The sequence below is a fragment of the Sphingobacterium paludis genome (genome assembly GCF_004364125.1).
GTDB lineage: Bacteria > Bacteroidota > Bacteroidia > Sphingobacteriales > Sphingobacteriaceae > Sphingobacterium > Sphingobacterium paludis.
In genome coordinates, this window is the sequence record NZ_SNZV01000002.1 from 190,921 (window position 1) to 212,740 (window position 21,820).

At 44.8% G+C, this 21,820-nt stretch carries 12 protein-coding genes and 1 other RNA gene; 7 read left to right on the forward strand and 6 right to left on the reverse strand.

Translation table 11 applies throughout. The features are described 5' to 3' along the window. Nucleotides 1–12: 12 nt before the first annotated feature. The 3 genes from B0I21_RS03750 to ffs all read left to right on the forward strand — a co-directional run bounded on the left by B0I21_RS03750 (nucleotide 13) and on the right by ffs (nucleotide 1,970). Nucleotides 13–1,557, forward strand: coding sequence for an MFS transporter (locus B0I21_RS03750; RefSeq protein WP_133639137.1), 1,545 nt, complete (start codon nucleotides 13–15; stop codon nucleotides 1,555–1,557). 4 nt (nucleotides 1,558–1,561) lie between these two features. Next, nucleotides 1,562–1,789 (forward strand): DUF6814 family protein, encoded by a 228-nt coding sequence (locus tag B0I21_RS03755; RefSeq protein WP_133639138.1) that lies wholly within the window; start codon nucleotides 1,562–1,564, stop codon nucleotides 1,787–1,789. An 83-nt stretch (nucleotides 1,790–1,872) separates the two neighbouring features. After that, an RNA gene (ffs, locus tag B0I21_RS03760) (signal recognition particle sRNA small type) lies at nucleotides 1,873–1,970 on the forward strand. Nucleotides 1,971–2,137: 167 nt separating this feature from the next. Here the strand turns inward: ffs and rsmG are convergent. Then, nucleotides 2,138–2,773, reverse strand: coding sequence for a 16S rRNA (guanine(527)-N(7))-methyltransferase RsmG (gene rsmG, locus B0I21_RS03765; protein WP_133639562.1), 636 nt, complete (start codon nucleotides 2,771–2,773; stop codon nucleotides 2,138–2,140). A 61-nt stretch (nucleotides 2,774–2,834) separates the two neighbouring features. Then, nucleotides 2,835–3,980, reverse strand: a complete 1,146-nt coding sequence (locus B0I21_RS03770; protein WP_133639139.1) for a glycosyltransferase — start codon at nucleotides 3,978–3,980, stop codon at nucleotides 2,835–2,837. 146 nt (nucleotides 3,981–4,126) lie between these two features. Here B0I21_RS03770 and tgt point away from each other — a divergent pair, with 146 nt between their 5' ends. The 3 genes from tgt (at nucleotide 4,127) to B0I21_RS03785 (ending at nucleotide 7,502) form a co-directional block, all read left to right on the forward strand. After that, nucleotides 4,127–5,257, forward strand: coding sequence for a tRNA guanosine(34) transglycosylase Tgt (gene tgt, locus B0I21_RS03775; RefSeq protein WP_133639140.1), 1,131 nt, complete (start codon nucleotides 4,127–4,129; stop codon nucleotides 5,255–5,257). Between the two features lie 249 nt (nucleotides 5,258–5,506). Then, nucleotides 5,507–6,589 carry an LptF/LptG family permease gene (locus B0I21_RS03780; RefSeq protein ID WP_133639141.1) on the forward strand — a complete coding sequence of 361 codons (1,083 nt, stop codon included), beginning with the start codon at nucleotides 5,507–5,509 and terminating at the stop codon, nucleotides 6,587–6,589. 1 nt (nucleotide 6,590) lies between these two features. Beyond that, nucleotides 6,591–7,502, forward strand: a complete 912-nt coding sequence (locus B0I21_RS03785; protein WP_133639142.1) for a DMT family transporter — start codon at nucleotides 6,591–6,593, stop codon at nucleotides 7,500–7,502. A 92-nt stretch (nucleotides 7,503–7,594) separates the two neighbouring features. Here B0I21_RS03785 and B0I21_RS03790 read toward each other — a convergent pair whose 3' ends face one another. Both B0I21_RS03790 and B0I21_RS03795 read right to left on the reverse strand, forming a co-directional pair. Then, nucleotides 7,595–9,418, reverse strand: coding sequence for a RagB/SusD family nutrient uptake outer membrane protein (locus tag B0I21_RS03790; RefSeq protein ID WP_166637766.1), 1,824 nt, complete (start codon nucleotides 9,416–9,418; stop codon nucleotides 7,595–7,597). A 13-nt stretch (nucleotides 9,419–9,431) separates the two neighbouring features. After that, on the reverse strand, nucleotides 9,432–12,524 hold the full coding sequence (locus tag B0I21_RS03795; protein ID WP_208292262.1) for a SusC/RagA family TonB-linked outer membrane protein: 3,093 nt from the start codon (nucleotides 12,522–12,524) through the stop codon (nucleotides 9,432–9,434). A gap of 334 nt (nucleotides 12,525–12,858) precedes the next feature. Between B0I21_RS03795 and B0I21_RS03800 the strand changes: the two genes are divergently transcribed. Next, complete coding sequence (locus B0I21_RS03800) at nucleotides 12,859–15,507, forward strand: alpha-L-rhamnosidase (protein WP_133639145.1); 2,649 nt, start codon at nucleotides 12,859–12,861, stop codon at nucleotides 15,505–15,507. Between the two features lie 286 nt (nucleotides 15,508–15,793). On the opposite strand, the gene B0I21_RS03805 is transcribed toward B0I21_RS03800, so the two are convergent. Beyond that, nucleotides 15,794–17,260 carry a glutamate synthase subunit beta gene (locus B0I21_RS03805; protein WP_133639146.1) on the reverse strand — a complete coding sequence of 489 codons (1,467 nt, stop codon included), beginning with the start codon at nucleotides 17,258–17,260 and terminating at the stop codon, nucleotides 15,794–15,796. Between the two features lie 19 nt (nucleotides 17,261–17,279). Next, the gene (gene gltB / locus B0I21_RS03810) at nucleotides 17,280–21,794 is read right to left on the reverse strand and encodes a glutamate synthase large subunit (RefSeq protein WP_133639147.1); all 4,515 of its coding nucleotides are present in this window, start codon (nucleotides 21,792–21,794) and stop codon (nucleotides 17,280–17,282) included. Nucleotides 21,795–21,820: the final 26 nt, after the last annotated feature.

Sequence of the window (21,820 nt, forward strand, 5' to 3'; positions counted from 1 at the left end):
CGTAAATAGACCATGAATAACGCAAAGAAAACATTATGGAAAGTCATCGGTGCTTCCTCTTTGGGGACCTTAATCGAGTGGTACGACTTCTTCATCTTCGGAAGTCTTTCCATCGTTTTATCTACCAAGTTCTTTCCTGCTGACAATCCGACAGCAGCTTTTTTATCCACCTTAGCAACTTTCGCAGCTGGATTCGTGGTGCGCCCTTTTGGAGCCTTATTTTTTGGTCGTTTGGGAGATCTCATCGGTCGTAAATATACGTTCATGGTGACATTGATGTTGATGGGGGGCGCGACCTTCCTGATTGGCTGTACGCCTAGTTACGAAAGCATAGGGTTTTTGGCCCCACTGATTGTTTTGCTATTACGTCTCTTGCAGGGATTGGCGCTTGGCGGCGAATATGGCGGCGCAGCAACGTATGTAGCCGAACATAGTCCGGAAGGGCAGCGAGGTTATTGGACGTCTTGGATACAAACCACCGCTACCTTTGGATTGTTTATATCCCTGGTCGTTATCTTATTAACGCGCTTACTCCTTACAGAGGCACAGTTTGATGAATGGGGATGGCGAGTACCTTTCGTGCTTTCTATTTTCATGGTCTATGTCTCCTATCTTATCCGGAAGAATATGGATGAATCTCCGGAATTCAAACGAGCAAAATCAGAAGGTAAAACGGCGAAAAGCCCATTACGCGAAAGTTTTGGAAATACGTACAACTTAAAGTTCGTGTTGTTGGCGCTTTTTGGTGCAGCGATGGGGCAGGGAGTAGTTTGGTATACTGGTCAATTTTATTCGATGAGTTTTATGAAGACGGTGATGTTTCTTGATACCGATCAAGCCGACCTTATATTAGGAATTGCACTGCTGCTTGGTACGCCGTTTTTTGTGGTGTTTGGTAAACTCAGTGATAGGTTGGGGCGAAAATGGGTCATGTTAACCGGCATGCTACTCGCCATACTAACGTATCGGCCTATTTATGAAGCCATGTATCAATTGACCAATATCGAAAAGAAGACCGAACAAGCTGACTTGCGCCGACAGACAGTGATGGCTAAAGAAACGGCAGCAGGACAGATTTTAGAAGAAACAATAACAAAATACTTTACAGATGGCACCACGGTGAAACATATTACGACCTCGATGCCAGCTCTAGCTCAAGATGGAGGCACTCAAGATGAAGCTGTGCAGTTTAAGCCGTCTCAAAAAACGACTGTACTTATATCAGGAATAAATTATGTGTGTTTAGTCATCTTGATCTTTGTACAAATCGTTTACATCACGCTAGTTTATGGGCCTATAGCGGCTTTTTTGGTTGAGATGTTTCCAGTGAAAATCCGTTACACCTCTATGTCATTGCCCTACCATATTGGTAATGGTATCTTTGGAGGACTGTTACCTGCCGTGTCTACATACCTGGCAACAAATGCACAATTGCAAGGTAAAGTCGATTTTTACCTGTCTGGGCTATGGTATCCCATTGGGGTGGCGGGAGTCTGTTTTATAATAGGTGCAATTTATATATCTAAATCAATGAATGCTAACGCTGTAAAACCGTAAACGTATGGAATCCTTAAAAAAAATATTAGGTGTTGTCTGGATCTTGTTAGCCGTTGTTACCGCTTACTTCTGTGTTTTCGAATTTGGAATACCGAAATTATATACCGGTCATCAAGAAGATCTTGTCTTTGGGATTATCATTTTGTGTATTCTAACACCCATTATTAGCATTGGAATGGCTGTCTTTGGCTACTTTGCATTGCGCGGGGAATATGCAAAGAAAAAGATGTAAGTTTTGTTGGTTGACTATCAGTGTACTATCTGTATATTCCTAAAAAAATTTGGGGAACGTGATTTTTTTGCTACTTTTGTCGCGGGCAAGTCTCTTACGACCAGCTCCCAATGACTCCCCCAGGTTGGGAACAAAGCAAGGGTATTTGGTTGAGCGGTGCGATAGGAGTAGCTTGCCCTTTTTTATTTTTTTAAATAGGGGTAAGCGCAATTTTGGCGCTTTTTTTATTTTTAACAAATGTTCTTATGTAGGAGCGCTTTACGTTTATCGAAGCTCCATTTCTCACTTTTTTTCTTAGATACAGGCACAGCATGAACAGAAGCTGTTCATTAATAATTCCTCTGTTGCTTACATGGGAACATACACCACATACTTGGTTTCAAAAAAATCTTCGTTGAAGTATGCTGATAGTGGGTGTAGTTCTGCTTTTAAACGAGCCTCTTTAATTTCTTCTTTTAGATCTCCGCCCTTCAAGTACAGGATGCCGTTTGGAATTCCATTTTTATCCCTCTTTTCAAACTTATTGCGAACCCAAGGAGCGAAATCAACGAAACGAGTCACAGCGCGCGATACGACGAAATCATACTTATAATCAAGTTCCTCCGCCCGAATGTGATCTGCTTCCACATTTTGCAGGCCCAAAGCTGCAGCTACCTCACGCACCACCTTTATTTTTTTGCCAATGGAATCTACCAGATGGAATTTTACTTCCGGGAATAATATTGCCAGCGGTATGCCGGGAAATCCGCCGCCCGTGCCTACATCCAGAATGCGCGTACCTGCTGTAAATTCGTTTACAAACTTCGCTATACCGAGAGAATGTAGGACGTGGTGAAGATAAAGGCTTTCCATGTCCTTGCGCGAGACGACATTAATTTGGTTGTTCCAAAATGGATACAGCGCTGCTAATTGGGCAAATTGCGTTTTTTGAGTCGCTGAAAGTTTGGGGAAGTATTTGTAGATAATATCGACAGTAGGGTTCATATGTTGTTTTTTGTCGTCCATGTTGCCCGCGTTAAATGTGCTTCAAGGCGCTTGTGTAAATCTATTTCCAAGAACTTTGCTTTTTGTTGCGGTTGAATATCCCGTTGATGCAAATATAAAAATAGTAAAAAAGATCGAGCAGTGGAATCCACCATAGTAGCCCTCGAAGTGCAAGCTTTTTGTAAATGTTGCCAAAGATAATAAGTTGGCTCAAGAGGCGCAATAAGTAAACCGATAAGGGGATAAACCAAAGCGATGGATAGGTCACGGCGCAAACAGCGAGCAATACATAAAAAAGCACAGCTGATAGCAGTTGGATAGCGAGCATACGTTTGTGCTTCCCTTTGTATAGAACGGAGGCTCCGGCATGGCGGCCTTTCTGCTTATAATAGCTCTTCCAAGTTGTTTTTGGTAAGGATGCAACATGCGCATCTGGATGTAGTACAATTTGCACATTCTTTGCTGTGGCGTTATGATTGACAAAGAGATCATCATCGCCTGATTTGATGTGCATATGTTTGTTGAAGCCTTTTCCTTTAAAAAACAAAGATTTGGTGTAGGCGAGATTTCGTCCGACACCCATATAGGCATTTCCGCGCAAGGCGTAAGCCAAATAGCTCATAGCCGTGTGCGCAGTCTCAAAACGGATAACTTTGTTAAGGAAGCCTGCGGTCTTAAAATAAGGAGAATAACCTAAGATCAACTCTTTCTCTGTCGTGAACGCACCGGCTACCTCCGCCAGCCATCGGCTGCTCAACGGCTGACAATCGGCATCAGTGAATACGAGATGTTCATGTTTCGCTGCTTTAATGCCCATTGTCACGGCAAATTTCTTCGTGTTCTTGAGACGGATATGCTCCTTGATTTCGACAATTTTTAATTTTTGGGGGTAGCGATTGGCGAAATCTTTAAGAATCCAAGGGGTGTCATCATCCGAACAATCGTCTACTACGACGACCTCAAAATTGGGATATTCTTGCTCTAAAATATCAGGAAGAAATGCCTTCAGGTTTTCCTGCTCATTGTGCGCACAAATGATTACACTTACTGCTGGTTTTTCCGCGCGATCCTGAAAAGACTCTACCTTATAGGCCGCCAGCTTGCCATACACTAGGTAGATGTAATACAGCTGTATAATCAGCAAAAGCGCCAAAATTCCAAACGGAATGTGCAGCAACAGGGGGTAAAATTGTTCGAGTTGTAGCATACAGAAGAACAAAGATAACGTCTTCTCGTAAGATACCGAGGAGAAATAGTTAACTTTTATTAAGATTTCGTAGCGCGCTCGTTTCCTGCGGATTTTTATCCTATTTTTGTAGCGATTTTTATCAACGGGTAAGAGGAAAAAGATATATGAAATTTACGCTTCAGGCGAAGGATAAGGGTTCAAGTGCACGTGCCGGCGTAGTGGAGACTGCGCATGGAAACATTCAAACACCGATTTTTATGCCGGTGGGCACGGCGGGAACTGTTAAAGCTGTTCACCAACATGAGTTAGTGCAAGATATCCAGGCACAGATTATATTAGGAAATACCTATCATTTATACTTGCGTCCGGGGCTTGACGTATTGCAGAAAGCAGGTGGTCTTCATAAGTTTAACCATTGGGACGGGCCGATTCTTACAGATTCCGGCGGATATCAGGTGTATTCGCTTACGGAAGTGCGCAAGATTCGGGAGGAGGGTGTTACTTTCCGCTCCCACATCGACGGATCGAAGCATCTTTTTACCCCGGAAAACGTGATGGATACACAACGCGTCATCGGTGCCGACATTATTATGGCATTTGACGAATGCACACCTTACCCTTGTGAATACAGCTACGCGCGCAAGTCGCTTGACATGACCCACCGCTGGTTAAAGCGTTGTGTAGACCGTTTTGATAGCACTCAACCACTTTATGGGTATGACCAGACCTTGTTTCCAATTGTCCAGGGTTCGGTCTATAAAGATCTTCGCGAAAAATCAGCCGAAGTCATTGCATCGTTTAATCGCGATGGTAATGCTATAGGTGGTCTTTCCGTCGGCGAACCCGCAGAAGAGATGTATGCCATGACAGAAGTGGTTACCAATATTTTGCCGCAAGACAAACCACGTTATCTAATGGGCGTTGGAACGCCTATAAATATTTTAGAAAATATAGCGTTGGGTATTGATATGTTCGATTGCGTGATGCCAACTCGGAATGCACGAAATGGGATGTTGTTTACACAAAATGGTATCATCAACATTAAGAATGAGAAGTGGAAAGATGATTTTTCACCTATTGAGGCGGAAAGTGACCTTCTGGTAGATCAAATTCATACGAAGGCTTATCTCCGACATCTTATCCGTTCGCAAGAGATATTAGGTGCGCAAATTGCTTCGCTACACAATCTTCACTTCTATTTGTGGCTAGTAAAACAGGCGCGCGAACAAATTATAGCCGGTACTTTTTACGATTGGAAGGAAAAGATGGTCAAGGTACTAGGCCAAAGGCTGTAGTTGGCGTTTAGTATTGGGTAGTGCGTATTGCGTATTGAGCGTTGGGTACTGATGATCGTTCTAGCAAGAAGCTCGCACGAGCCAACGCCAATGGACTTTTGACTTTTAAAATTGGGTTACAGATGGATTTTTTTACTTTTTAACCGAGCGTAGCGAGCTCATCGAAGATAATTTTACCTTTTTACTTTTTAAAAATTCGGCTACAGATAGATTTTTTTACTTTTTAATTTTACCTTTTTACTTTTTATAATGAACATCATAGATCGCTATATCATAAAGAAATACCTAAGCACTTTCGTGTTTACGGTAGGTATTTTCATTGTAGTGATCGTTGTGTTTGATGTGTCGGAGAAACTAGATGACTTCCTCAAAAATAAGGCGCCCATGTCGCGTGTCTTTTTAGAATATTACGCGATGGGTAGTATTCCGTTTTTCCTCAATATGTTGACGCCATTGATCAACTTCATCGCTGTTATCTTCTTCACCTCTAAGATGGCGGATCAGACAGAAGTGGTGCCTATTTTAAGCGGTGGAATGAGTTTCAACCGTTTCTTACGGCCTTATATGATTTCTGCTGGTTTGATTTTTGCGTTTACGTTGGTATCCAATATCTGGATTATACCCTATACAAATAAAATAAAGGTAAACTTTGAAAATGTATACGTCAAACCGCAGAAAGTGAGTGGTTCGACGATGTCTACGCATATGCAGATTGATTCAAATACCTATGTGTATATTGATAATTTTGACACACGAAGAAACATAGGGTATAAATTTTCCATGGAAAAATTTCAAGGTGATCAACTGACGGAAAAGCTGATCGCAGAGCGTATCACTTGGGATTCGGTGGCGACCAAATGGAAAATTGAAGATTATACTGTGCGGACTATCGACGGACTGTCTGAAAAGATGGATAAAGGAACGAGCCGTGATACCACGCTTGACATGTTGCCTCGTGATTTTGAGGTTTATGATAACGTGTTTACGGCGATGGATACCGATGAATTGAACGATCGGATTAGTAAAGAGGAAACGCGAGGAACAGGTATGATGACCGACTTACTACTCGAAAAATATAAACGTTATATTGGTCCTTTTTCTGCATTTATCCTAACACTGATGGGTGTTTCGCTCTCCTCAAAGAAAGTCCGTGGCGGCATCGGTTTAAGTTTGGGAATAGGCATTGCCCTAAGTTTTACCTTTCTGGTGCTTGTACAATTTTCGACCATGTTCTCCCTGAAAGGTGGACTTCCCCCTTTAATCGCAATATTGATTCCCAACGTTTTATTTTTAACATTGGCCTTCTGGTTAAAATACAAGGCGCCCAAATAGTATGACAAAATTTCTGATCAACAAAAACGTACTCATCTTACACTTTACAGTTTTGATTTGGGGCTTTACGGGTATTTTAGGAGGGCTTATTTCCATCTCCGCACTGCATCTAGTTTGGTATCGCGTGCTCATTGCCGCTATAGCGCTTTTTATCTATTTTGTTTTTCTTGGAAAATCGCTGCACGTCAATAGACAGCGCCTCATTCAATTTTTAGTTGTGGGTGGCGTGGTCGGCTTGCATTGGGTGCTGTTTTTCCACGCCATTAAAATTTCTACGGTATCCGTCACCCTGGTAACGCTATCGTCGGTCACGCTTTTCACATCTATTCTCGAACCCATCATCAACAAGAAAAGGATAGCGCTATCCGATGTAGGCGTAGGTTTGGTTATTGTGTTCGGTATCTACCTAATATTTAAATTTGAATTTCAATATCTATGGGGTATCATCTGTGGTTTATCTTGCGCAGTATGTGCCAGTATATTTTCCATAATGAATGCCCGCATGGTAAAAAAGACAAGTCCGACGGTCATCACATTTTATGAAATGCTGGGTGCCTTTCTTTGGATTTCCCTATTTATGCTTTTGACTGGTGAATTCAATGAACAGATATGGCTTCGCGGATCTGATTGGGCCTATCTGCTATTGTTGGGCGTACTTTGTACGGCATTTGCTTACGTATTAGGCGTTGCTGTGATGAAAGAACTCAGTGCCTTTACCGTAGCCCTGACGACTAATATGGAACCTGTATATGGTATTATTTTAGCCGTATTGATTTTCGGTCAAAAGGAAACGATGAGCGTTGGGTTTTATCTCGGCGCCTTAATTGTCTTGGGTGCCGTGTTCCTCTACCCCTACATCAAGACTCGAATTGAAAATAAGGAACGACGCTTGGTGAATAGAAAATTGCATTAGAAACTATTTGATTGACGTGGGCTAAACGCTTAACTTAGCCCACGTCAACATAAACAACTTGTTTAAAAACGTCAATTTTCTTTACATGAGCGCTAGTAACCCGGTGCTTGGATAAGCTGTTTATTTCTGTTCAGTTCTTGTTGCGGCCATGGTAGGATATAAAATCTATCGTGCCATTCACGCCGAACTATCGCGGTTGTTCGCGTGTGAAACTCGGGGCTGCTTAAGGTTGACCCTGCATCCATATTCATTCCTGTGTAGGTTCCTCCCTGTCTAAACCCTTCCGTCTCCACGCGTTTCCAGCGTCTTACGTCAAAGTATCGTTGCCCTTCGAAGCACAACTCAATTCTTCTTTCTAAATAAATTTGTTCTCGTAGCGCATCTTGGCTGAGGCCGCTCGGTAAAGCTGGCAATCCCGCCCTGTCACGAACAAGGTTTAAATAGCGTAAAATATCAGGATGTCCAGGATTTGCTTCATTCAGGGCTTCGGCATAATTAAGATATAATTCCGATAGGCGAATCATCATAACCGGACGAGTCACAATGATGCGCGGGGAGTGACTATATGTAGGATGTAAGTTCTTACGTGCGGTGTATCCAGTTCTCGGCCAATCACGCGGCGCACCGTTTTTGCCGGAATTTCCCGTTGCGTAAAATTCAACACGTGTCATGCCTGCTTTTGGAGCGCCAGGTATAACAGACCCATTAAATGTTACATACGCATAAAAGCGCGGCTCTCTATTGGTATACATATTGTTTGTCCCGGCTACATAATATGCGGTTGATGCTGTTGCGTACGTATTTTCGTTGTATCCTTCGGTTTCTTTTATGCTGCGCCCATCGCTCATACGGAAATCGTCAACCACTTCCTGAAAAACTGCCAGTCCATTGAAGGGTGTACCATTTACAGCGCGAGGAGCTGCATGGGATTCCCATTGAAACGTGTTTGTGCTAGGACGTATCCATATTCCTTCCCTGCGCCAGCCATCCCAAAAAACGTTCCGAACCGAAAGGAAGGCTGCGGTAAACGGATCTGCATGCGCTACCTTGTATAGTCCTTTGCCATTGCTCTCAGCAATGGTGATCGCTCGTTTTGCCTGGTTCGCCGCGATAGTCCATTTGTTTGCATCATAGTTTTGAGACATCAAAGCGCTGCCATCGACGTTTGTCCAGTGTGCAAGATCTGCATTCCCATTGTAAAAAGGGCTCGCAGAAAATAGCGTTATTTCCGACTGCACCGCATCGATAATCATTTGGTTGATTCTACCAACTTCTGATTCTACAATATTTGTTGATCCACCGATGTAATAATCTTCGGGTAAGTCAGTCTTAGCCTCTTCCATTTGGCCCATCACAAAGTTGACACATTCGTCCCATGAGCTGCGCGGAATTTGCAGATTGGTCTCCAAGGTGGCAGACTCTAACGGCATAAGGGGTACCGGGCCATGCAATTTCATTAGCACCCAGTAATAATATGCACGCAAAAATTTTGCTTCCGCCTTGTATTGTCTTATACGCTCTGCACCTCCTTCGGCATTCAGGAGTTCGGTGTTGCGGTCTACATTTGCTAAGAAAATAGCGCACTGCCGAATTTTGTTGTATAGTGCCGCATAAGGCGATGAAACATTGTTGGATGACAAGGCGCCGGAATTGTATCCGTTGAGCATCTCCGACATCCAGTTTGAACAATCTAATTCGTCCGTTATAGCGCTGTAATAAAACGCGTAAGGCTGGTCCCATGGGTCTGGAATCCCCGAAAAGAGCCCGCCCCAGTAGCCTTCTGTCTGTGCTCTATTGCTGAAAATATTGTCAATATTTAGTAGGTTGTCTGGTTGCGCATTGAAAAAATTGTCGTTGCATGCGCTGGCGACCATAGCGCCACACATGAGTATTAAGCTGTACCTTTTCGTTTTCATATGGTCCATCGTATTAGTTAAAGTTTAGTCGTATCCCCATGTTATATACACGTGTATTTGGGTAATTTATGCCTCTGCCATCACCGATTTCGGGATCCCAATGCGTCCATTTAGAAATGGTGAATAGATTAAAGCCATTTGCATATAGACGTAATCTGCTTATCGCTAATTTTTTTAGAAAACCTTTGTCCGTAAAATTGTAGCCTATTTCCGCTTGTTTTAGGCGCAAATAGTCCGATCTTTTAATCCACCAGGAACTGCTTTGGTAGTTCGTAGTTACCGTTTCTCCTGTCGATAAACGTGGATAGAAGCTTGCTGCATCTGGATTGTCTGGATTCCATCGATCGGTTGCGACGGCGTATAGATTGCCTAGGGTTGGACCGTTTTGAAAGGGGGTAGTGGCATAGCCCGCGCTGTAATTTAAGTCGACTAAACCTGCACCCTGGAAAAACATACTGAAGTCAAATCCTTTGTAGCCGCCACCCAGCGTTACGCCGTAGAGTATAGCGGGTACGTCGCCATAGCCTATTGCTGTTTGATCATCCGCATTGATAATTCCATCTCCATTCAAATCCTTATAACGAATGTCCCCCACGCGCACATCGCCAGGCTGTACCGCGGCGTTAGCTATTTCCTCATCGCTTTTAAATAGTCCAGTCGCGATATAACCAAAGCGTTGCGAGATACGGTGCCCCTCCCGGTCTAGATATGGATAGCTAAATGGAGGCAGGTTGTCCCTTACAATTTCATTTGCATTGTAGTTAAACGTTCCTCTTGCCATAAAAAAGCCATTATTAAACTTTTTGTTATATTCTAGGGTGATATCTATGCCTTTATTTTTTGTTTCGCCGATATTGCGGAAAGGTAAGTTGCCGTTTGTATAGCCAGAGATGTAGGGGAATTGGAGGTCGCGTAAAAGGATGCCTTTGCGGTCTTCCTTGAACAGTTCGGCAATAAGCTGAACTTCATTGTTAAAAAAATTCATTTCCAGCCCTATATTGTGACGATATGAGGTTTCCCAGCTAACAGGCGAACCAATTAACGTTTCGTTATAGCCACTTAGAGATCGAGTTGACCCTGGCGAGCCAAATGTATACTCACCGCTCACGCCGAATTGGGATAGGTAGAGAAACCTATTATTTGGATCTTGTAAACTGGCATTCCCGGAAGTTCCGTAAGAGTAGCGCAGCTTGAAGTGATTAATGGTTTCCTTTAGTCCTTCAAAAAAGCGTTCATTTGAAACATTCCAGCCTATCCCTAGCGAGGAGAACAGGCCATACCGGTTATCCGGATCAAAATTATCTGATCCTGAATAGGAAAAGTTTGCCTCCAGCAGGTATCGTGTATCATAGGCATATGTCCCGCGACCTACCACATTGCGTTGTCGGTAGGGAATAGCGGCAATGTAAGTCGTAACACGGTCTTGACCATCGGATAAATCAGATTGATTAAATAATAGTAATCCACCCACGTCGTGTTTTCCAAATGTGCGGCTGTAGTTGAGCGATGTTTCCAGGTAAATACGACGCATGGAGAATCGCGTGAATAAAAAGTTTATATTTTCACTGCCCTCTCTGGTTATACGCGTAATCAGGTTGCCGTCTGGGTCTCGACCTTCAGCAAAATATACCGGCAAGTCTCGCCAACGATGTAAATTATTGTCGACATTTACATCAAAAGCAAACATTCCGGACACGCTTAGCCCTTGCGTTAACATATCCAATTGCTGTGTAAGCCTGATGTTGGAGCGTACCACGTTTTGGTAGGAGTTTTGGATGCCCGATAGTGTCATCGCTTCATATGGATTTCTATTTGTTCCTCCTAGGTAAGGCGATTGTCCATTGGAGTATTGAGGTGGTATAATATGGGGCGGTGTAGCTGAAGCTAATTCAAAAATATAGTTGTCGCCAGCATTTGGCCGGTTGTAATTCGTTAAATATCCATTCACGCCAAAAGCTAATTTTGTTGATGGAGTAACGTTGATATCCAGGTTGCTTGTGAAATTAAAACGATCTCTTTTCAACGTTGCATTGTAACTGTCGATGTTTTCCGTTTTGAATTGTCCTGTTTCTGTGTAATATCCTATAGATAGATAATACTGGGCAATGTCTGCGCCTCCAGAGATGTTCGTGTTCACCCTTTTGTTAGAGCCAAAATCATTGAACAGTACGTCATACCAACTAACATTAGGGTACAGATCTGGATCTTCGCCTGATACATGTTTTTGGATAGTTTCCTCAGAGTAGAACGGTGTCTTGCCCCGTAAGGTTTGCCCCTCGTTGTAAAGACGCATAAACGTGGGGGCGTCAACAAACTTTGGAAGATAGGTAAATTGCGTCAGGCCACCCTGCACCTCAGCGGAAATTTGGGGCTTACCCGCCTTACCTTTCCTTGTTGTGATAATAATAACGCCGTTGGCTCCGCGGGTTCCATATACAGCTGTTGCTGTAGCATCTTTTAGCACGGTAAAACTCTCCACATCTTCTGGGTCAATATTGTTTATATCTCTGTCAGGCACGCCATCGACAACGAGTAAGGGCCCTTGTGGCGAGGAAGCGAAGGTGCCTACTCCGCGTACGAACAAGTCCGCACCCGTTGAAACGGGCCCGCCGCCGCGCTGGGTCGCAACAACACCGGCTAACCTTCCTGCTATAGCAGTTGATAGGTTAGCTACTGGGACTTTCAGTTCCTCTCGCTTTATAGTTGCCTGTGAACCTACGTTGCTTTCCTTCTTTTGTGTTCCAAATCCCACAACGACAACTTCCTCAATACCGGTCTTGTCCTCTTCGAGAATGATCGTTAAATCTTTTCCTTCAGCTACATTTATTTCTTGGGTGATGTGGCCAACAAGCGATATTTGAATGATTTCGTTTTTAGGCACGTTCAATACAAAACGGCCATTTACATCGGTGCTTGTACTGACCTTGCTGTCGTTTTTCAATTTTATTGTTACCCCTTGTAATGGTTGTTCTGAAGTATTGGTTACCAATCCTGTGATGATGTTTTGTTGAGGGAGAGGAAAGCTGTCGTCTATTACGATGCGATTTACGTGGTCGCTATTCGAAGCCGATTGCACGCTATCGATTTGTGAAAATACTATGCTCACGATTATGGCGTATTTCATATCCATTAAACAATAGCGTATTTTAGACTTTGATAGCTTATGTTTGTTATGTATATTTTTATTCATAATAAATAGATGAGGTTAGTGTTATTATATTTAATCATGGAATATGCTTGTTATTTTTTAAAGAACCAAATATTTTGCAAAATAAATAATTAAATGTAGTTTTTCTTCTAGAGTTAATTTATAAAATTTGGCTTTTTTGTAATCTGTGAAGTTTTTTTCGATTTCTTAGTGTCGGATAACTTTCTTATTTTAGTGAGGCAAAGCTAAAACGGATTAGTTTTTTGCCCCCTGAACCTTACATAGCCCAATAATGAAAAGCTTCCTATTGCTTGGTCTTATCACTCTCTTTTTGACGAACAGTTTCGCGCAATCCATTCAGCAGGCTGAGCCTATTTATCTTCAATGTGAACATTTGGTAAATCCTGTCGGCATTGATAATAAAAGACCCCGTTTGACGTGGATGCTGAATGACGATCGGCAAGGCGCCCTGCAAACCGCTTATCAGATTCTTGTAGATACCGATTCCTTAGCTTTGGTAGAGAAAGGGAGAGGAGCGATGTGGGATTCGGGCAAGCAGTCAAGTCCGGATGAATTGGTAAAGTATGACGGAAAACCCTTGACACCTGCAACTCGCTACTATTGGCAAGTCATCGTATGGGATAAAGATGGAAGAGCCAGCAAGCCAGCAATCGCTTTGTTCGAAACTGGATTATTGGGTGCAAGTAATTGGAAGGCAACGTGGATTAGCGACGGTCGTGATATAGCACACCGAGAAGCCCCATATTTCCGGAAAGAATTTCAGGTAAAAAAAGCTGTAAAATATGCACGCGCGTATGTTGCTGCTGCAGGATTGTTTGAATTGTCCATGAATGGTGAGCGCGTTGGTGATCACCACTTGGATCCTATGTATACCCGCTTCGACCGGCGTACTTTATATGTGGTCCACGATGTGACCGCACACCTACAGCCTGGAGGGAATGCTGTTGGGGTAATTTTGGGAAATGGTTGGTATAATCACCAATCCTTGGCGGTGTGGGATTTTCATCAAGCCCCTTGGCGGGCACGACCAGCCTTCTGTTTTGAGCTGCACGTGCACTACGAGGATGGAACCGAAGATGTGATCGTGTCCGAACGGGATTGGAAAACGTCTTCCGGCCCTATCACCGCCAACAGCATCTACACGGGCGAGCATTATGATGCGCGCTTGGAGCAGAAAGGATGGGACAAGGCAAATTTTGATGATTCCAAATGGCAAGGCATACGCTATCGTGCAGCTCCCTCTATGAATATCGTCGCCCAACAAACTGTTCCCATTCGTCGTGTAAGATCATATAAACCGATCTCCAGCAAAAAGATCGATGCCCAAACGTATGTATTTGATATGGGGCAAAACATGTCGGGTATTACCGAACTAAAAGTAAAGGGACCGGAAGGAACAATCGTGAAAATCAAGCATGGGGAACGCCTTCTCCCCGATGGACGAATCGATATGTCCAACATCGACGTGTATTACCGCGGAGACAAGGAGAACGATCCTTTTCAAACCGATATATTGATACTCAGTGGCAAGAAAGAGGACGTATTCATGCCGAAGTTCAATTATAAAGGCTTTCGGTATGTCGAAGTCAGCAGCACAGCACCTCTAGCGTTGAATGAGTCTAACATTACAAGCTATTTTATGCATAGCGATGTGAAGCCCAAGGGCAGCGTGAAGACATCCTCGAAATTGGTAAATGATTTGTGGAGGGTGACTAATAATGCGTACCTGTCCAATTTGATGGGTTATCCAACAGATTGCCCGCAGCGTGAGAAGAACGGATGGACCGGTGATGGTCATCTCGCTATTGAAACGGCTTTTTACAATTTTGATGGGATCACGGTCTACGAAAAATGGCTGGCCGACCATCGGGATGAGCAGCAGCCAAACGGTGTATTGCCGGATATTATTCCGACCGGAGGCTGGGGATATGGAACAGCTAATGGCTTGGATTGGACGAGTACTATTGCCATTATTCCTTGGCAAGCGTATATGTTCTACGGCGATAGCCATCTTCTCGAGGAGTGCTATGAAAATATTAAACGCTATGTGGACTATGTGGATCGGATAAGCCCGACGGGACTGACTACTTTTGGACGAGGCGACTGGGTTCCGGTAAAAACCACTTCCAATCTAGAGTTGACCTCCTCCGTTTATTTTTATACCGACGCGCGTATCTTGGCTGCAGCAGCAAAGCTATTTGGTCATGCCGAAGATCATCGGAAATATGCTGCATTGAGCCATAAAATCAAGGACGCGATTAACGCGAAATTCTTGAATAAGGAAACCGGAATTTATGCCGACGGCTCGCAGACCGAGTTAAGCGTACCTCTATATTGGGGCGTAGTCCCCGACGATATGCGTGAGCAGGTCGCTGCAAATTTGAACAAGCGGGTAGAGGCCACTAATTTTCATTTGGATGTAGGGGTTTTAGGAGCAAAGGCATTGCTTAATGCGCTAAAGGATAATGGCTATGGCGAAACGGCATATAAGGTTGCCGTTCAGGATACGTATCCTTCGTGGGGCTGGTGGGTGGTCAATGGCGCCACCACCTTGCTGGAAAACTGGGATCTCGACGCCGAGCGTGATATCTCCGACAACCATATGATGTTTGGTGAAATTGGGGGGTGGTTCTTTAAATCTATCGGCGGAATTATTCCGGATGAAAGTGCTCCCGGCTTTAAGCATGTGCAGCTTCGTCCCATCTTCCCAGCAGGACTGGAACATTCATCCGTGACACACACATCACCCTTCGGTGAAATAAAATCCAGTTGGAAGAAAAGCAAAAGCGCAGTCACTTATGACGTGCTGATCCCACCGAACGCTACCGCTACTTTCTATCCGCCCAGCAATGTGGTCGAAACGGCTATGGTTAAGTTGGACGCGGGACAGCACCGGTTGAAGTTAAAAATTAAAAAGTAAAAATTTAAAAGTCAAAATTTAAAAGTCAAAATGGGTAAATCAACTCGTAATAACTTCAAGGCATAGCTTGTGAAAATCGCTTTTAATAGTCATCTTTTTCTTGAGAGATCTTAACCTTTGTCTAGTCTATACTGTCGTTCGCGCTATAAAATGTACGTGGCTTGAATTTCCCACTACGCTATACGGACTACTCAATACTCAATTCTCATTACGCAGTACTCACTACTATAAAAACAAAAAAAACCGGACCTAGTCCGGTTTCTCACTTTAACTAAAGTATATGAAATTAAGCGTATGAGACAGCTTTATCTTTGCGCTCCAGTTCTGAGTAGCCCATTAAGTACTCATCAACTTTACGCGCACATTCTCGACCTTCGGAGATCGCCCAAACGACAAGAGATTGTCCACGGCGCATATCTCCAGCGACAAATACTTTATCCGCAGATGCTTTATAGTCTGTTTCCGTAGCGTCCACATTGCCGCGTTCGTTTAATTTTACACCCAACTGCTGCAGGAGGCCTTCATGTTGTGGGTGCAAAAAGCCCATGGCTAACGTTACCAGTTCGCAAGGAAGTTCGCGTTCGGATCCTTCTACCTCTTTAAACTTCATGGGCCGTCCCAAGGCGTCGGTTTCCCATTCCAAATCGACAACTAAGGCTGCGCGGACATGGCCATTTTCATCGCCCAAGAACGCTTTTGTGCTGACGCTCCAATGGCGTTGACAGCCCTCTTCGTGCGATGTCGTAGTTTTCAATAGCATCGGGTAGGTCGGCCAAGGCATCGCTACCGTACGCTCTTTCGGAGGCTGCGGCATCAACTCAAACTGCGTAACGCTTTTTGCGCCGTGGCGGTTTGACGTTCCAACACAGTCAGAGCCCGTATCGCCACCACCAATCACCAATACATTTTTTCCGGCTGCATGGATTTCTTCCACGTCGATAGGCGAGTTGCCTACACGTTTGTTCTGCTGTTTCAAGAATTCCATAGCATAGTGCACGCCCTTCAATTCGCGACCTGGTATCGGAAGATTGCGTGGGATAGTAGAGCCTCCTGCAAGCACGATAGCGTCATACGCCTGCAATTCGCTGGCGGGAACGTTTCCGCCGACTTCCGCATTGGTCCGGAATACAACGCCGGATTGTTCCATCACCGCCACACGACGGTCAATAACGGATTTGTCCAGTTTGAAATCCGGAATGCCATAGCGTAACAAGCCGCCCACCTTATCATCACGTTCGTACAACACGACATCGTGACCTGCTTTATTGAGCTGGGCTGCTGCTGCTAAGCCCGCTGGCCCCCCCCCAATTACAGCAATGCTTTTTCCGGTCTTGATCAAGTTCTTGTTCGCTTTCACGAAATTGTTTTTGAAAGCAATTTCAATAATGTGCTTTTCAATCTCTTCGATGGCTACCGGTGATTTATTGATACCCAACACGCAGGCGGCTTCGCAAGGTGCGGGACATATTCTTCCCGTAAATTCCGGAAAGTTATTTGTTGATATCAGTATGTTGTAAGCCTCTTCCCAACGAGCATCGTAAACGGCGTCGTTGAATTCTGGAATCACGTTTCCGAGTGGACATCCTGAGTGACAAAACGGGATGCCGCAATTCATACAACGTGCAGCTTGATTATTCAATTGATCATCGGAATAGCTGTGCACAAATTCCTGATAATTTTGTTTTCTGCTTTCTACAGTGTCTTTCTGAGGAAGCGTTCTTTCATATTCTAAAAATCCTGTTGGTTTGCCCATGTCTGTTTCCTCCGCTATATTAAGCTTCCACTAATTTTTTACGTAACACATTTTTGTACTCTCTTGGGAATACCTTGATAAACTTACTTCTCTCATTTGCCCAATCCTGTAGGATGAAGTTGGCTCGCTCGCTGTTCGTCAAGTTGATATGACGTTTTAATAAAGCTATAATCGCATTTTCATCTTCGGTGTCCAATGGATCAAGATCAACCATTTCCTGGTTGCAGTTATCGCGGAAGGTGCCAGACAAATCGTATATCCAAGCGATACCGCCGCTCATTCCTGCTGCGAAATTCCGACCGGTCGGTCCAAGGATCAAGGCACGGCCACCTGTCATGTACTCACATCCGTGATCACCAATACCTTCTACTACGGCGGTTGCGCCCGAGTTTCTTACTGCAAAGCGTTCGCCCGCCATACCATTGATGAAGAGGTGCCCTGAAGTCGCTCCATAAAGGGCTACGTTACCGATGATGATATTGTCGTGCGCCGTTAATGGGCTGTCGCTCGTAGGATAAATAGCGAGTTGAGCACCGGATAATCCTTTACCAACGTAGTCATTAGCTTCCCCCTCTAGCTCGAAAGAAAGACCTTTTGCACCAAAGGCGCCAAAAGACTGCCCGGCAGAACCTTCAAACTTGAAGTTAATCGTATTGTCTGGTAAGCCATCTGCTCCGTAGATCTTCGATATCTCGTTAGACAACATGGTGCCGATAGTACGGTCGGTGTTTTTAACTTTAAACGTACCGAATGCTGGCGTTTTGGTATCAAGAGCTGATTTTGCCTGTTTTAATAGGCCCCAGTCAAGAATCATGCTCATGCCGTGATCTTGTTCTTGGGTATTATACAAGCTTTCCGATGGTTCGTTACGCGCTACATAGAGTACTTTGGAAAAGTCAATTTTTGAGGCTTTCCAATGGTCAATGTTTTCACGTTTTTTAAGGAACTGTGCACGTCCAACCATTTCGTTGATGGTGCGGAAGCCAAGTTGAGCCATGATTTCGCGAATCTCCTCTGCCAAGAAGCGGAACAGGTTTACGATATCTTCCGGTTTACCGGAGAAGAGTTTTTGTAATTCCGGATCTTGTGTTGCCACCCCAACTGGACAGGTGTTCAAATGGCATTTGCGCATCATAATACACCCACCAGCAACTAAAGCTGCGGTAGCAACACCCCATTCCTCAGCGCCCAGAAGCGTCGCCATAACGATATCGCGTCCGGTTTTCATTTGGCCATCCGCTTGGAGTACAACACGGCTGCGTAATTTATTCTGTACGAGTGTTTGGTGTGCTTCGGCCAGGCCAAGCTCCCACGGTAGGCCCGCATGTTTGATGGAACTGATCGGTGATGCACCTGTACCACCGTCGTAACCTGCAATCAGGATCACATCAGCGTGCGCTTTCGCTACGCCTGCTGCGATGGTGCCTACTCCGGCTTTAGAGACCAATTTCACATTGATTCTCGCTGCACGATTTGCATTTTTTAAGTCGAAGATCAGCTGTGCCAAATCTTCAATAGAATAGATGTCATGGTGTGGTGGCGGCGAAATAAGACCTACCCCCGGTGTAGCATGTCGTAGGCGTGCAATGAAGTCATTTACTTTGTGGCCTGGAAGCTGTCCACCCTCACCTGGTTTTGCTCCTTGCGCCATCTTGATCTGGATTTCGTCGGCCTCGGTCAGGTAGTGTGAGGTAACGCCGAAACGGGCCGATGCCACCTGTTTGATAGCCGAGCGCATCGAATCGCCGTTGGCGAGGCGCTCAAAACGTGCCGGATCTTCCCCTCCTTCGCCAGTATTGCTCTTTGCCCCAATACGGTTCATGGCAATTGCCAACGTACTATGTGCTTCAGTAGAGATGGAGCCCATAGACATTGCACCGGTAGCAAAACGCTTCATGATGTTTTCTATAGGTTCTACCTCGTCAATAGAAACGGGTGTTCTATGTTTTGCAAAATCCAATAAACCGCGGAGCGTATACATGCGCTCTTTTTGGTTATTGATAATGGATGCATATTGTTTGTAAGAATTGTAATCCGTGGTACGGCAGGCTTTTTGTAAAAGGTGCACCGTCTCTGGGCTCCACAAGTGACCTTCGCCACGGCGCTTCCACTGGTACAAACCGCCTTCAGGCAATAGTTTTTTCTCTACGCGCGATTCGCCAAATGCTCTCCAATGTTTGGAAAGAGCTTCTTTCGCAATATCGTCCAGTTTTAATCCGCCGATACGGGATACGGAACCGCAGAAGTAATCGTCTACTACAGACTTGTCGATACCCAATACTTCGAAAATCTGGGCACCATGGTAAGATTGAAGCGTCGAGATTCCCATTTTAGAGAAGATCTTCAATAGGCCTGCACAAATAGCTTTTACGTAGTTTTTCTTCAGATCATCCCAAACCAAATCCGTTTCGATCTGGCCGAGTTCTTTCATCGTACGGATCGAGGCTAGGGCCATATAGGGGTTGATTGCCGTAGCGCCGAAGGCTAAGAGACAAGCAAAATGATGCACTTCCCATACGTCGCCGGCCTCTACGACAAGACCTACGGCCCCGCGGTTTCCGGTTTTTATCAAATGGTGATGCACCGCAGATACGGCAAGTATAGACGGAATAGCGGCGTGCTGCGAATCAATAGCGCGGTCAGAAAGTATGATGACCTCGAATCCGTCTCGAACAGCGTCATCTGCATACCGGCAAAGTCTTTCTAAACCTGCCTCCAAAGAGCCTGCTTTTCCATCGGCTTGGAAATACAGCTGTAATGTTTTCGCTTGGAAAATGCCCGTATCGATAGAACGTAGTTTTTCCAATTCGCTCGATGTTAAAATCGGATGCTCCAAAGTCACGCAGTGACAGAATTTTTTATCTTCAATCAAAATGTTGCCGGCATTACCGATAAAGGTTGCCAAGCTCATCACCAAACGTTCCCGAATAGGGTCAATTGGTGGATTGGTTACTTGAGCAAAAAACTGCTTGAAGTAACTCGATAGATGCTGTGGTTGATCCGAGAGGATTGCCAAAGGCACGTCGGTACCCATAGAACCAATCGGTTCGTAACCGGTTAGCGCCATCGGTGTTAATATTGTCTCGAGGTCTTCACGGGAATAACCGAAGGCCTGTTGGTATTTGAATACGGACTCTTGTTTGAGGTAAGTATAAGTTACACGCGGCTCCTCTAGCTCATCCATACGGATTTTGTAGTTGTCTAACCATTCGCTGTATGGCTGTTGACGGATCAACTCGCCTTTAACCTCTTCGTCAGAGCGGATCTGACCTTTCTCCATATCTACTACGAAGATTTTACCCGGCTGTTGACGTCCTTTTTTGATGATCAGACTTTCTGGAATAGGCAAAGCGCCGGCTTCCGAAGCCACGATAACGCGGTCGTCCGAGGTAATAGCGAAACGCAGTGGACGCAGGCCGTTGCGGTCTAGCGTTGCTCCAATGGTTTTACCATCGGTGAAGCATAGTGCCGCGGGGCCGTCCCATGGTTCCATTAGCGTCGCGTGGTATTCGTAGAACGCTCTTTTCAAGGGATCCATTTGTGTATTTCCGTCCCAAGCTTCCGGAACAAGCATGAGCATGACATGTGGAAGGCTTCTTCCGCTGTGGAGGAGTAGTTCAACGACGTTGTCTAAACATGCCGAGTCGGACTGCCCACGATCCACCACCGGCAATAAGATTTGCATCTCTTCCTCCGTAAAGTAGGGCGATGAAAGCGCGCGCGCACCAGCGTAAAACCAGTTGAGGTTTCCAGTTAATGTATTGATCTCGCCATTGTGTGCGATATTGCGGAATGGCTGTGCTAACGACCAAGAAGGAAAGGTGTTTGTCGAGAAACGCGAGTGTACCAAGCCGAATGCAGACACGACACGCGGATCTTTCAAATCATCATAATAAGTGCCCACTTGATAGGTTGTCAACTGGCCTTTGTAGATTATAGTTTTACAAGAAAGCGATGCGATGTATAAGGGCAACGGATATTCTTGGTGTTGTTTAACGATTTGGATGATCAGACGTCTTAAGACGAAAAGCTTACGCTCGAAATCCTCGGTGGTGGAGACGCCATCGGGACGGGAAACGAAAAACTGAACGATTTCCGGCTCGGCGCTCAAAGCTGTTGGCCCGATGCCATCACGGCTTACCGGGACATCGCGAAAGCCCAAGAACTTCATGCCTCTGCTTGCTGTGGCTTCGATGATGGCCTCACGGCAGATAGCATTGAGGTCTGCTTCCTTCGGTAAAAATACCATGCCCGTACCATAGTAACCAGGTTCTTCCAGTTGAATACCTAGGTTAATACACTCTTCCCACAAAAACTCATGCGGCAACTGGATCATTATACCAGCACCATCACCACTCTCAGGATCACAACCACAAGCACCTCTATGCTCCATGTTTTCCAACATGGTTAATGCATCACTCACTTGCTGGTGCGACTTCTGGCCTTTGATGTGCGCTACAAAACCTACTCCACAGGCATCGTGCTCAAAGTCGGGGTTATACAGCCCTTGTTCCGGTAATCTTTCGTTTATCATACTCTCCTCAAAATATTAGGTTGCTA

Bases quoted from the DNA above. Each gene is read 5' to 3' on its own strand.
- gltB (WP_133639147.1), bottom strand. From the start codon at position 21,794: ATGATAAACGAAAGATTACCGGAACAAGGGCTGTATAACCCCGACTTT.
- B0I21_RS03785 (WP_133639142.1), top strand. From the start codon at position 6,591: ATGACAAAATTTCTGATCAACAAAAACGTACTCATCTTACACTTTACA.
- B0I21_RS03790 (WP_166637766.1), bottom strand. From the start codon at position 9,418: ATGAAAACGAAAAGGTACAGCTTAATACTCATGTGTGGCGCTATGGTC.
- rsmG (WP_133639562.1), bottom strand. From the start codon at position 2,773: ATGAACCCTACTGTCGATATTATCTACAAATACTTCCCCAAACTTTCA.
- B0I21_RS03805 (WP_133639146.1), bottom strand. From the start codon at position 17,260: ATGGGCAAACCAACAGGATTTTTAGAATATGAAAGAACGCTTCCTCAG.
- B0I21_RS03750 (WP_133639137.1), top strand. From the start codon at position 13: ATGAATAACGCAAAGAAAACATTATGGAAAGTCATCGGTGCTTCCTCT.
- B0I21_RS03780 (WP_133639141.1), top strand. From the start codon at position 5,507: ATGAACATCATAGATCGCTATATCATAAAGAAATACCTAAGCACTTTC.
- B0I21_RS03770 (WP_133639139.1), bottom strand. From the start codon at position 3,980: ATGCTACAACTCGAACAATTTTACCCCCTGTTGCTGCACATTCCGTTT.
- B0I21_RS03800 (WP_133639145.1), top strand. From the start codon at position 12,859: ATGAAAAGCTTCCTATTGCTTGGTCTTATCACTCTCTTTTTGACGAAC.
- B0I21_RS03755 (WP_133639138.1), top strand. From the start codon at position 1,562: ATGGAATCCTTAAAAAAAATATTAGGTGTTGTCTGGATCTTGTTAGCC.
- tgt (WP_133639140.1), top strand. From the start codon at position 4,127: ATGAAATTTACGCTTCAGGCGAAGGATAAGGGTTCAAGTGCACGTGCC.